The sequence below is a fragment of the Variovorax brevis genome (assembly GCF_030317105.1).
Classification (GTDB): domain Bacteria; phylum Pseudomonadota; class Gammaproteobacteria; order Burkholderiales; family Burkholderiaceae_C; genus Variovorax; species Variovorax brevis.
The window spans coordinates 1-11,906 of the sequence record NZ_JASZYG010000049.1; the positions used below are offsets into that span (position 1 = coordinate 1).

The window sequence follows — 11,906 nt, forward strand, 5'->3', positions numbered from 1 at the left end:
CCTCGAAGGCCAAGCCTCGTCAGCAGCAACGAAGTTCTACGCGCTCGCTTTCTGAGCGACACGACACGACGCGAACTTGCTCGGCCCGGCACTGCTACTGCGACAGAACCGTTTTGCGCTGGAGCAGGAATGTTCCCCGCCGCGACTTACCGCATATGAACGTGAACCCCAGGAACGTGAAGGTCTCTGGTTTTCCCAATCCCGCCCGCTCTCGTCGTGCCGCCGCCAGGCGGCCGAACTCCAGCAGGCGGGTTTTCTCCCCATGCAGTTCGAGCGAGAACTGCTCGAACCTCTCTCGCATCGCGTCCCAGAAGCGCCTCGCATCGGCATCGTGCTCGAAGCCGACCACGATGTCGTCGGCGTAGCGCACGACGATCATGTTGCCTTTGGCTTCGCGCCGTCGCCATTGCTGGGCCCAGAGATCGAAGACGTAGTGCAGGTAGACGTTCGCGAGCAGTGGTGAAACCACTGCCCCTTGAGGTGTCCCCATCTCACTGACGCTCCAGCTCCCTTCTTCCAGAACGCCCGCCTTGAGCCACTTGCGCACAAGGCGGATGACGCGCTCGTCGCCGATCCGATGCTCCAGGAATCGGACCAGCCATTCTTGGCTGACCGAATCGAAGAAGCCTCGTATGTCGGCGTCAAGAATCCAGTTCACCGGGGTATCGCAGATCGCCACCGACAGTGCGTCCAACGCGTCATGCTGGCTGCGTCCGGGTCGGAACCCGTACGAGAAGCCGAGGAAGTCTTCCTCATAGATGGCGTTGAGCACAGCGACGACCGCGCGCTGGACGATCTTGTCTTCCAGCGCCGCGATTCCCAGTGGGCGTTGTTTGCCGTCCGACTTCGGTATGAACCGCCTCCTGACGGGCAACGCCCGGTAGCTGCCACGGTGGACCTTCGCATGCAGCTCCTGAAGGTTGTCCTCCAGGTCCGCCTCGTAGTCCTCCCACGTCAGGCCATCCACTCCGGGGGCGGCACGGCGCTTGAGCGCCAGGAACGCGTCCCGCAGCAGATCGACCGTCACATGGTGCAGCAGCGTGGTGAACTTCTCCTTCTTCCGCTGCCTTGCAGCTTGTCGTACACGGCCCAGCCCCTGTGACACGCTACCGCGGCTCTGTGTCCGTCGCGTGTGCGGTTGGCCCGTGTTCCCCTCGGTCCCCGCCCTTGGCTCCACCCACTCCGCAGCCGGTCGCCCGGCCTTGTTCGCAGGCTTCATCGCTACTATGGCGGAGTCTGACTTCTCGGATCCGTTCATCATCGGCTACGGCTCCTCGCCTTCCCGATGCGGGCCAGCCGCCGGGGCGGCTGGTCGGACCCGAGATCTCCCGGTTCCCGTACAAGGAGCGTGCGCACATGCCAGGGTCTACGACCACGCCGGGCCGATCGAGTGCTCGCGATTGCGCACTCGACCATATTGCCTTCCGTCATCGTAACGACGTCGGCACCCAGGATAAGGGGTCTATCGTGGCTCAATGGCTGGCCTATGCGTACCCCTGTCAACGCTTCGCGCCGCACCTCGCGATGTGACGCGCATGACTCGGGGACAACATGATTCGCTACTTCTTTGCTGTCAGGGACTTGCACCCTTTACTCCTTGCCGGTCTCCCGGCGCACTACGACAACCCCTATCTGCGCGCGTCGGCCAGTGGCCGCGCCATCGGCATGGTGTCGGGTCCGCTGGCCGCGGTCGTCGCCCGGTGCGTGGCACACGAAGCACCGGCAGGCGCTGATGGCTGGGCTGAGCGCGGAATTCGATGGAGCCGGATGGAGCAGCAGGGCGTCGCGTAGCCCTCGGCTTCGACATGCCGATGGTCAAGTGCGTGAACTGGAGCGGCTCATAATCGTTCATGAAACTCGTGGTGGCTACCTATTTCGATGGCGCGCATGCAAATGCTGTCGCTGCGGCTTTTGATGCCTGGGATGCCGCGGAAGCCACGAAGACCTACGTCTCGCGCATCGCCCAGGTCGAGAAGCCGGTCCGGGGAGAACTCGACTTGCGAGAACTCACCTGCGTGATGCAACTGCTGCGCGAGCACAGCCTGGAGCCTGAGCTCATTCTGATGGACGGATTCGTTCATCTTGATACCGACGAAACGCCGGGCGTTGGCCAGCACCTGTATCAAGCGTTGGACGGCAAGGTGCCCGTCGTCGGTGTGTCGAAGAAGAGACTGCCGGGCCTGTCGGTGCAGTTCGAGGTCATGCGAGAAGAAGAAGAGGAATCGCAGCCGCTGTTCGTGACGTGCGCGGGAATCGACATTGGTGCGGCCAAGGCGCGACTGCTTGCAATGCACGGCAGGAAGCGTGTGCCCACGCTCATGAAGCTTGTCGCTCGCCTTGCGAAGAACAAGGATTGATGGATGGATTCCCCGCCGCAACAGTTCGGCTGAAGGCGTGTTCAGCTAGCCAGCGGGAGCCTGCTTCTTTCGAATGAGTCGGTGACGGACGTAGACCCAAGCTCTAACGGGCTTGGAGTCAACAACGTTCTCTACATAGCCATCCTGATTGCATACTTCAAGAGGCGCCTGCAACAGGCGAACTCAGCAGGTCAGCTCATCCTCTTTGAAGAGCCCGAGGCTCATCTACATCCCCAGTTGCAGCTTTCGCTCTATGCAGCACTGGAAGAGCTCCCGTTTCAGTCCATTCTGACTACTCACAGCACCCCGGATGGGAAGCGATCTATCAGACTGTCTGCGTCGTCGACATTTTTCGGCTCCTTTGCGCAGTAGAGGTTGGGGAAATCCGTTGTAGCTAAACGGGTCTCGCTCGGGTAGTCCGACATAGCATCTCGCTGGCATTCTGAGTGACACGGACCAAACGGGCACGGTCAGTCCGGCGCTGCTATTGCGACAGATCCTTCTGCGCCTCCCACGAGACCACGAAAAGGCGAAGCGTCACAAAATGCATGAAAACCGAGATCACCCCCATCCACAGATTGCTCAGCGCGAACAGCGTGACCGTCCCCTTGGCGGAGACGGCCAGCGTGTTGCCTTGAGGGGTGGGTGAGGCCGGTTGCTATCGATCGGACGCAGCATGGCGCCCATGCACACGCCTACCCTGCCTGCGCGAAGCGTTGCGGCATCGCGCCCCGGCGCCATCAACCCGGATTGAGCTCCCTGGTCAGGCGCTCCTTAGCGTAGACGATGCCCTCGTCAGCCGCCTTGTCGACGCTCAACGTGTGGTTGCTGAACATGTGGTTGAAGTCGTCGCCGCTCCAGTCGTTGATCTGGACCTCCAACAGGTCGGTGCTCGAGGTCGTGCCGACGATCGGCGGCTTGAAGAACATGAAGTTGGTGATCCGGGAGTCGCCGCCGCCCAGCGGGTTCAGGTCGGCGGCGACGATGCTGTCGCTGAAGCCGGCGGTGGCCGAGGCACTGACCTTGGTGCCGTGCATGCCCGTGACCTTCAGCGACACGTGGGTCATGTTGACGTGGCCGTTGTTGGTCAGCTTGACCTTGAACTTCCAGGTCTCGCCCGAGCTAACGTGGGTGTCCTTGCTGTCGCTGGTGTTCGCCACCTCGACGATGTCGAGCGTGGTTTCGTCGAGCGGATAGCTGTTCATAGCCTTGGCAATGTCGTTGAGTACAGTCATGTCGATCTCCTTGAAATACAAGCCGGAAGGGTTGGGGATCCGGTGCCGCCTCCGGCGTCGAGCGGCTTCGGATGAGCCCAAAGGTAGTTCGGGCCGGCTCGCGCCGGACCCCACTTCAGGGGGGAACGCCGCCGCGGCGACGGCCGTCGGCCGATCAGCCGATGGCTGTTGGCCGATCGGACGACAGCCGCGCCACCAGTTGCTGGTGACTGTTGATCTCGAGCCGGGCGTAGATGTCCTTGAAGTAGTCCTTCAAGGTGTTGGGCGTGATGTTCAGGCGCCGCGCCACTTCGGCGTTGGGCAGGCCCTTGACGCTCAGCAGCGCGATCTCTTTCTGCCGCATCGTCAGCGCCGTCGCGTTGACGCGCTCCAGCAGGTGCGCCTCCAGCGGCACGAGCTGCTCGATCAGGATGCCGATGCGCTCGCGCGGCCCTTGCGCGTCGTTCAGCCGGTAGCCGCGAAACTCGAACTCGCCCCAGCCGTTGCGCCGCGTCAGCACCGGCAGCTCGGTGCCGGGCTGACCTTCTTCGATGCGGCGGCGCAGCGCCAGTGCCACGTGGCGCAGCGCGGGCCGCATGTCGCGCAGTTCGTCGCGCTCGACCTGCGTCTCCAGATTGAGGTTCTCCATCAGGGCGAACAGGGCCAAGTGGTGCGCCTCGTCCGACCATTCGAGGACCTCGCCCTGTCCATCGCACACCACCAGCGCCGAGTGCCCCCCGCCGCGCACGAAGCGCGTCGGGCGCGCAACCTCGACCCGCATCGCGTGCGCCACGTACGGCAGCACGCGCGCCATCAGCGCCTCTTCGACGGCCGAGAAATCCGGGTCGTTGCGCAGGCGGTGCAGGCCAAAGAAGCCATAGGGCCGCATCGCATCGCGCACCACGCCGTCGAGCACCCATTTGAAGCCATAGGGTTCGAAGATCGCCGCGTAGGTGGGCGTGGCCTCGAATTCGGGCCGGCCATAGCCTCTTAGGTTGCCGGTCGGCTTGCCGAACAGCAGCAGGTCCTTCATGGTGATGCCGGCGTCAATGGCGTAGCGCTGGTAGTGCAGGATGATCCAGGCCGCGCGGCGCGGCATGAAGCGGCTGGCCCAGTGGTTGGTGACGCCGCCGCGTTCGTCCGACCAAGTGAACTGACCGTAGGCGGACGGTATCGCCTCGCGGAGCTCTCCGATGACCAGCGGAATGAACGATCGGCTGGGCAAACCGGAACAACAGATCTGGCGAATCTTCAGCAGGGCCGAGGACTGCTTGCTTTCCATGGCCATTCATTAGAGGGGGTGGTCGTACTTATCGTGCAAAAGAGTGCGCCGTGCAAGAACTTTGCGTTGCGAATCAATGGCTTGGACCGCCCACGCTTCTCTGAAAGGCAACCGGTCTCGCAAGTGGCTGTCAGCACAGGACTTTAGAAGCGAAGCGCACCGATCAGCATGAAAAGTACGATAGTCGGGGTCCATTTGTTTTCAATGCAAAAACTGACGGTTCGAGCGGAGAGCGGTTCAACTGGTGGGGTCATGCGCCGGGAACCCTGGATACCAGCGGGCGAAGTCTTCACGCAGTTGGCCGTCGATGACGCGCACTCGAACTTGAAGCAGGAGGTGCGCGCTGCGAGGATCCCAGCGCATCTGCTGCGACTTCGACATGCGCTTGTCAATGAGCTGGTTGACCGCAGATTCGACGAACGCGCTGGAGATGCGTCGACCCGCTCGATAGCGCCGACCATAGTTGGGCAGCGAGTCCTCGTTGCCGCGCAGATAGGCGAGCAGTTCGGCGGTGAGCTTGCGAATCAACGGCACTGGGCCTTCCAGGCTTCCCCAGGAGAAACTTCATGGCTTCGAGTCGCCGTATCGCTTCTCGGGCTCGACCATGCCAAAGTCGCCACGTGAAGAGTAGTAAAGATATGACCCCTGTCATTCTTGGAAACCCAGCTAAATCAACAGGTTAGCGCAACGCAATGGGACGGTGGACGCAACATTACTTCGCATTTTTTGAGAGTGTGCAAAAGTGTGGGAGGCTGATTTCAAAGGTCAAGCACCGGACTCCCCTGGAACCCGCCGTCGTTACGGCGGATGGCGTGAGAGTCGAATGCCCGTCCTCGACGCCTTGGCCAACGCCACCAGTCGATCTGGTGACAGCTCGCCGTTGAGAGCAGCGACGCGGACCTGCGCCAGGCAATGGGCCCCTTCGTCGGTCCATCGCATTTGCTGCTTCTTCGCCATCCGATGGCTCACAACCAGGTTCACCGCCGACTCGGCGATGCCGCTGCTGATCGGTAGCCCTCTTCGGTGCCGCGCACCGTAGTTCACCAGCGTGCCGGCGTTGTTCTCGATGTAGTCAGACACGCGATGGAGATTCCACCAGAGCGTCGAGTCTTCATAACCTTTCCTGGCCATCAACGCGGCATCAAGCGCTTTGATGCGCGCCACGGACTTGCCGCCCTTGCCGTGCCAGACGAACCATTTGGCGCTGCGGATTTCGCTTTGCACCCAAGCTCGCTCCATCGGTTCGATCGTCGCGTTGCCGAACACTGAGTTCTCCGCCGCCTTGAACTTCATTGCGATGTGAAACCAGTCCAGTATCCTGCCTCGGGCGAGTTGGCTGCCCTGGACCGCCTTGGCGAATTCGCCCGCGTCATCGCTGATCACTGTCACGCGCTCGTTGGGCCCGACACCGCTTCGGACGAGGAACTGATCCAGTCGCGCGGCCGCCGACGGCACTTGCTTGTGCACGTACGCGTACACGCGGGGAGCACGGTCGGCAAACGCAGCTCGCCCGGCAACGATGTTCACGTGGCGTTGCAAGGTCGGCGGCGGGGACCAAGGCGACCGAAGCTTGGCTTCGGCGCGTGCAGCTTGGCGGGCCATTGGAGTGCTGTGGTGGTTCAGCCATGCCGAATCGACGCTGACGCATGCGACGTTGGTGGATTCGCGCCGTGGGCCGATGGTGTCGGCGATCGCGGCGGCCTTCGGCTGGTTGGCGATGTCGCGCGCCACTTCGGCATCGAGTTGCCTTGCGACCGCATGAATCCTTTGCCGTGTGCCGCTGAACGAGATCTGCTTGTCGAGCGGAAGGACCTCCTTGGCGCCGTGGCCTGCCGGTAGGGCAGATGGGCGGCCCATTCCACCTGAAGGTATTCCAGTTCCGGTGTTACCCGCTCGGGCAGCGCCTTGCAATGCGGACTGATGGCGCTGCGTGCTGTCCCTGGCGCCGCACGGCAGCGGCACGACCACAATCTCGGGCTCCTGACGGCCACATTTCCATACACCGTCCGCACCACAATGCTGCGACTGTCCTTATGGCTGAGCGCCGCGTCGGGGTCTACTCGTTTTCGGTGCACAGACTGACGGTGCGCAGAGCCAGCGCTGGCGCCGACCTTCGTTTGCAAGTCCTTGATTTGATTGCATTTCCTGTTCGCTTTTCAGGCGCCCATTGAGGGACGATTGCGGTGCGCCCGATACGATGCGTTTGATCCGGGCTTGGAGCCGGGCCGGGCAGCACCCGGCCGCCATATTCCCCGGTGAGCGATGCTCGCGGCGGCAGACCGGAGCATCGAAATTCGTCGCCTGTAACTGCCGCAGCGCGGCGAGTGCTGTACTGCGTCGATATTGCTTTATAGTTTTCCGGCAACGACTGAAGTGATGGGCTCTCTTTTTGCGCAACTCGAGTTCCGTAGAAGAAAGCGAATCTGACACTCCTGCGCAGGTAAATGTGTCACTGCGCCTCTTGGCGACTGCCCCGCGGGCCGCAATGGCGCATCCAGACTCGCACGGCGCGGTCCGCGAAGCAAATTCAACTGCTGACGTCGACTGACCACGAAACCAGACTTCCGCTGCCATTCGAATCTCCAAACTGGTTGATGCTATGGGGCGGGTTGATAGCCAAGCTCGTCCAGTCGCCGGAAGAAATAAAGCCTGCCCAGAAAAACGGATGGCCGGTCTCTTTCTTACCCAGCATTTGCAACTGTGCCTTGCGCAGCGCATCGGCACGGCCACTGCCCTGCTTGAGCGCCTCGTAGTAGTCGGACATCAGTTCCTGCGTCGCTTCATCAGCAATGGGCCAGAGCGTCATCAGCAGTGTTTCGGCGCCGGCAACGACAAAGGCGCGGCGCATTCCAAACACCCCTTCGCCGTTTTTGACCGTCCCCACGCCTGTCTCGCAGGCGGAAAGCACGACCAGTCGGGTACCGAGCAAGTCGATGCCGCTCGCTTCGAGTGCCGTCAGGACGCCATCGTCCGATTCGGTTCCTCCAGTGTTGACATTTGCGAAGACGAGGCCGGACCGAAGCATCGGATCTTCACGGCCATCCTTGCTGACGCGTTTTACCTCTTGGTCCGGAAGAAAGAATCCGTGGGTTGCGACATGCAGAACCCTCGGCCCGTGAATTTGCTTGAATGCGGTTTCTGTCGCTGCCGGACCCGTGAGCACTTTTGCGTCAGGGAACAGTCCCTTGATGGCGGCCGCCTCCAGGGCTGTACCAGGGAGCGCTTCGAATTGCATGCTGGAGAAGTCTCGTGACCGCGTACCGCGTCCTCCCTCCTGCGCCGTGGCTGCCACTTGAACGGATTTGCCGCCAAACGCCGGATCTGCAACGATGAGATCGTTGTCTCGCCGCGGCACATTGCTGCCCGGCCGCAACAAATCCCGCCCGCTCGACAAATAGCTGAAGGTATATCGCTCCACCAGATAGCGGTTCTGCTCGTCAACCAGCGCACCAAACGGAACCAGATTCAAGAGGCCTTCGGGCGCCACCAACAGGAGCGCAGTGTCTCCGATGACCGAGCGCACGGGCCGCATGAGGAGTTCATCGAGCTGGCGGGCCTTGGCCCGCACATCATTGGCCTTTTTGGGCCGCGCGAGGACAGTGCGAAATTCGACGATGCGTTCATCAATGGGCTGGGCCTCACCGAGTTCAATGCGAACCGGTGGCCCGTTGCGCGATATGACATACATGCCGTAGTGGGCGGGGCCTGAGGGCAAGGCATCCATCTGAACCGGCGTGACGGGCGCATCTTCGCTCGCCGCGGTGATCGCGTCCAAGGGCCGGGGCGGGATCTGCCGGCCTCCCGGTGCCATGGGAGCCCGCGGATCCATCGGTACGTACATGAACATTTCCAGGAGGACAGCCCCGTCGGGGATCCGCTGGCCAATGCTTCGGACCCAATCCGAGAGGGGTCGCACGTTGCTTGCCGGGCCTTGCGCGACTTCAGGGGAAGTCGGGCGAGACGTCCCCACGCGGAGTGTGTCGGGAGGGTTGGCTCGCACGCGAATTTGCAGGTCCAAGGCTTCCTGCCGCTCATCCAGGCGGGAATTCTGGTCACTGTCGTTGGTCAATGCCGCTCGCTGACGCATGATCGCGTTGCGCTCGTCAAGCATCTCCTGGCTTTCGACGCCAATCTTTCTATCGCGTTCTCGCAAGTCGCGTTCAGCCGCCCGCCGCTGCTCTCGCGTACCTGCCCCAATGGAAAGCAGCTTGTGCGCAACGCTGCCGACAGTAGCTGCAGTCGCGCCGGCCGGACCCAAATAGCCAGCAACAGCAATGGCCAAGTCCAGTGCGGGGAGCAGCTTGTCGGTCACGTCAAGTGCGCCGGGTTTCGGTGCCGGACCTTGTGGCAGCGCCTGACGCTGGACCTGGGCTATCGATTGGGTTTGCCGATCGAGCAGTTCCCCCTTGCGTTGAAACACCATCTCCAGGGCGAGCGAATGCGAACCAGCTGACTCCGGCAATGAACCTTCGAGGGAAAGAAGAACGCTGCTTTCGAGGAGCCGGGCGTTGTTGCGCGCCATGAGTGCGCGGTCGCTGGCGTAGTACTCAATCGCACCCTCATATCGAGCGCGCATCTCGAGCGCGGCCTGAAAATGCGATAGCGCACCTTGCAAATCACCTTGAGCCCATTTTGCGATCCCGATATTGGAATCAACACGGGCAAGCGCTCCACCGAGTTCATAGGCTGCTACGCCGACGAACGCCCACTTCCCAGGCTCAGGAAGGGATCGGTCGAGCGGAACCATTCTGAGGGCGACCAGGTCGTTGGGATGGGCGTTTGCAATGAGGTCGGCGCGGGCCGAAAGATAAGCTTGCTGCGCGCCGCGTACATCACCCTTGGCGTGCAGTGCTATTCCCTCGTTGTTTTTTTCTGTTGCGGAGCTGTTGAACGTTCCAAGTTTCAGGGGATATACGAACAGCGGCTCTGGCTCGGTGACGGCCGCGACGGATGTTGGCCGAACATGCCTCGCCCGCCGGACATCCAGCATGACATAGTCAGTCCCCTGGGATGGCTTCGTCTCTCGTTGTATTGTTTCGGGTTCGCCGCCGAGCGAGGCACAACCCGACGCAACGAGCACGGCCCCCACCAATGCAAGCTCGGCCACCCATCTGAAGCAAGTGTTCATGATCGGGTCCTCCCTCTCCCCCCAATGTGCATTCACAGAGACCGCGCCCAGGAATGTCCTGCGCCGCCGAAAGCATATGGCTGTAGGGTTGGCTTGCGCATCCTCACGGCGTGGGAGGCTTGATGCAGTCGAGTTGTCGGCTCGCTCTGTCAGACTTCAGCAGCACTGCTATTCGAGCCAGCGGCGCTTGCACTGCTCGTGGGCGCCGTGCAATAGGCAAAGGGCAAAAGCATCTTGATGCCCAAGATCATGTAGCCGCCAGAACCTTTACGTGTGGCTCGCCTGTGCAGCACGGCTACCGGCCGAAATCCAAGGGCCGCGCAGCAGCGAATGATCGCAAGCTGGGTTCGCCCTCAGCACGCAGAGCTGCCAAAGGCTCGCATCTCCCGTCACTCCTCTCGCCTCTTGCGGACGATCGATATCACCAGGTGCGTGACCATCAGTGATGTGTCACGGTCCTCCAGAACGACGGTCAGATACGCGGCAACTGCGAGATCAAGGAAGGCGCCCTCTTCTGATGCATCCGCAAGGGCGGGCATCTAGGCGAGCCCTCAATCGGGCGGGGTCCTCATGCGTGAGGGACACGGCTACGGGTATCTGCTTCATGACCGGGACAGCATCTTTGCGAAACACTTGGACGATTCGATCCGGGCGTTGGGCCTCGCAGCTTGCGCTCCCCATTCGCAAGTCCGAAGGCGAACTCCATCTGTGAGCGGGTCATCTCGTGAAGGAGAGTGTGCAAAAGTGTGGGAGGCTGATCCGAAAGGTCAAGCACTGAATTCACCTTGGAACCTGCCACCGTTACGGCGGATGGCGCGAGAGTCGTGTGGCCGTCCCCGACGCCTTCGCAAACGCCGAGGTCGGACTCCGCAGCCTCCCACACTTTTGCACACTCTCCCTCACGGTTGCTGAATGATGAGTGTCGCGCCCCAATCAAGCGCGATCCCAGGCCTTGCGGCCCTTGAACTGTGCCTTCCACGAGCGCTGGGTGCATTTGCCGATGTCCTCCCAACTGCTGGGCAGCTGCCGGCCCATGCGTGCGCGACGCGCACCATGCTCACCGTCCTCAATAACCACCAGGCCGTTCGAGCGCCGCTCGCTCATGGTGGCGATCTGGCGGATCCAATGCCCGCCGCGTTTGCGGTGTACACCCGGAACGGGACCGAATCCGGAGTAGATCGTGAGTCCGCTGCGGATTCGGCGGCGTTCTGCGCGCGCCAAGGTCTGCAGGGCGCGGCTACGCTCCATAAGTCCCGCGATGGCCAGGGGTTGGCCACGCTCGCCGAAGGCTTCGATTTCGCGAAAGGCGACGGTCTTCCAGATTCCGGCAACCCCGTGCGGCTGACGTTCGCGGTTTTCGAGGCGCAGAAGACTGCCGTTGCGAAGTATGGAAACGAGCGCGCGGCCGGTATCCAGTCGGCTCCAATTTAGCAAGGTGAAGCTGGACGCAAGATGCGCAATCTCCCTTGCCAGTTCGTCGAGGCTGGCGAAGTGATCGACGGTGGTTGTTGTGCCTGTGCTGACGCGCAAGTGCCCGCACAGTCCGGTTCGGTATGCCATTGAATCTCCAGGTTGTTACCTAGAAATCCGTGGCGCCCCCTTGAAGTGGCAAGCATGTCCGTTTCATAGCGAATTCTCCAACCGCGGCGACCCGTGGTCGAGAGCCGATGCTACCGCAGCACGGCCCGCTGAAGGACGGCGTCAGCCATAGGCCGATAGGCAGGTCGCGACCGTGGGCTCTGGTGCAATTTGTTGGCGAGCTCGAGTGGCATCGCCAAATGTCGCAATGGCGGTCAGGCCGAAAGCACGGCGTTCGGTTCTGTCGCAGTAGCAGTGCCGGGCCGAGCAAGTTCGCGTCGTGTCGTGTCGCTCAGAAAGCGAGCGCGTAGAACTTCGTTGCTGCTGACGAGGCTTGGCCTTCGAGG

The 11,906-nt window shown here is 61.9% G+C and carries 10 protein-coding genes and 1 pseudogene; 3 read left to right on the plus strand and 8 right to left on the minus strand.

The window, feature by feature from the left end; genetic code table 11:
• Nucleotides 1-94: 94 nt before the first annotated feature.
• Nucleotides 95-1,105, minus strand: coding sequence for a group II intron reverse transcriptase/maturase (gene ltrA, locus QTI66_RS38700; RefSeq protein WP_506555402.1), 1,011 nt, complete (start codon nucleotides 1,103-1,105; stop codon nucleotides 95-97).
• A 446-nt stretch (nucleotides 1,106-1,551) separates the two neighbouring features.
• Here ltrA and QTI66_RS38705 point away from each other — a divergent pair, with 446 nt between their 5' ends.
• The 3 genes from QTI66_RS38705 to QTI66_RS39835 all read left to right on the plus strand — a co-directional run bounded on the left by QTI66_RS38705 (nucleotide 1,552) and on the right by QTI66_RS39835 (nucleotide 2,729).
• Entirely contained in the window at nucleotides 1,552-1,791 is a 240-nt protein-coding gene (locus tag QTI66_RS38705) for a hypothetical protein (protein ID WP_286565689.1), read from the plus strand.
• 71 nt (nucleotides 1,792-1,862) lie between these two features.
• A complete protein-coding gene (locus QTI66_RS38710; protein WP_286565690.1) occupies nucleotides 1,863-2,357 on the plus strand; it encodes an endonuclease V in 495 nt (164 codons plus the stop codon).
• 81 nt (nucleotides 2,358-2,438) lie between these two features.
• Nucleotides 2,439-2,729 (plus strand): AAA family ATPase, encoded by a 291-nt coding sequence (locus QTI66_RS39835; RefSeq protein ID WP_353506291.1) that lies wholly within the window; start codon nucleotides 2,439-2,441, stop codon nucleotides 2,727-2,729.
• Between the two features lie 368 nt (nucleotides 2,730-3,097).
• Here QTI66_RS39835 and QTI66_RS38715 read toward each other — a convergent pair whose 3' ends face one another.
• The 7 genes and pseudogenes from QTI66_RS38715 to QTI66_RS38745 form a co-directional block, all read right to left on the minus strand.
• The gene (locus QTI66_RS38715; RefSeq protein ID WP_286565692.1) at nucleotides 3,098-3,592 is read right to left on the minus strand and encodes a hypothetical protein; all 495 of its coding nucleotides are present in this window, start codon (nucleotides 3,590-3,592) and stop codon (nucleotides 3,098-3,100) included.
• Between the two features lie 154 nt (nucleotides 3,593-3,746).
• The gene (locus QTI66_RS38720) at nucleotides 3,747-4,853 is read right to left on the minus strand and encodes a helix-turn-helix transcriptional regulator (protein WP_286565693.1); all 1,107 of its coding nucleotides are present in this window, start codon (nucleotides 4,851-4,853) and stop codon (nucleotides 3,747-3,749) included.
• A gap of 237 nt (nucleotides 4,854-5,090) precedes the next feature.
• Nucleotides 5,091-5,381, minus strand: coding sequence for a hypothetical protein (locus QTI66_RS38725; RefSeq protein WP_444815099.1), 291 nt, complete (start codon nucleotides 5,379-5,381; stop codon nucleotides 5,091-5,093).
• A 342-nt stretch (nucleotides 5,382-5,723) separates the two neighbouring features.
• Nucleotides 5,724-5,897 (minus strand): annotated as a pseudogene (locus QTI66_RS40080) (ISKra4-like element ISBte2 family transposase); the annotation flags it as partial.
• Between the two features lie 1,483 nt (nucleotides 5,898-7,380).
• A complete protein-coding gene (locus QTI66_RS38735; RefSeq protein ID WP_286565696.1) occupies nucleotides 7,381-9,981 on the minus strand; it encodes a CHAT domain-containing protein in 2,601 nt (866 codons plus the stop codon).
• A gap of 933 nt (nucleotides 9,982-10,914) precedes the next feature.
• Nucleotides 10,915-11,541, minus strand: coding sequence for a hypothetical protein (locus QTI66_RS38740; protein ID WP_286565698.1), 627 nt, complete (start codon nucleotides 11,539-11,541; stop codon nucleotides 10,915-10,917).
• 141 nt (nucleotides 11,542-11,682) lie between these two features.
• The coding region (locus QTI66_RS38745) for a hypothetical protein (protein ID WP_286565699.1) at nucleotides 11,683-11,906 on the minus strand (224 nt) is incomplete at its 5' end.

What these genes read in the sequence shown, in the direction of transcription:
- QTI66_RS38705 (WP_286565689.1), top strand. Translation starts at nt 1,552, where the DNA reads ATGATTCGCTACTTCTTTGCTGTCAGGGACTTGCACCCTTTACTCCTT.
- QTI66_RS38715 (WP_286565692.1), bottom strand. Translation starts at nt 3,592, where the DNA reads ATGACTGTACTCAACGACATTGCCAAGGCTATGAACAGCTATCCGCTC.
- QTI66_RS38720 (WP_286565693.1), bottom strand. Translation starts at nt 4,853, where the DNA reads ATGGAAAGCAAGCAGTCCTCGGCCCTGCTGAAGATTCGCCAGATCTGT.
- QTI66_RS38735 (WP_286565696.1), bottom strand. Translation starts at nt 9,981, where the DNA reads ATGAACACTTGCTTCAGATGGGTGGCCGAGCTTGCATTGGTGGGGGCC.
- QTI66_RS38740 (WP_286565698.1), bottom strand. Translation starts at nt 11,541, where the DNA reads ATGGCATACCGAACCGGACTGTGCGGGCACTTGCGCGTCAGCACAGGC.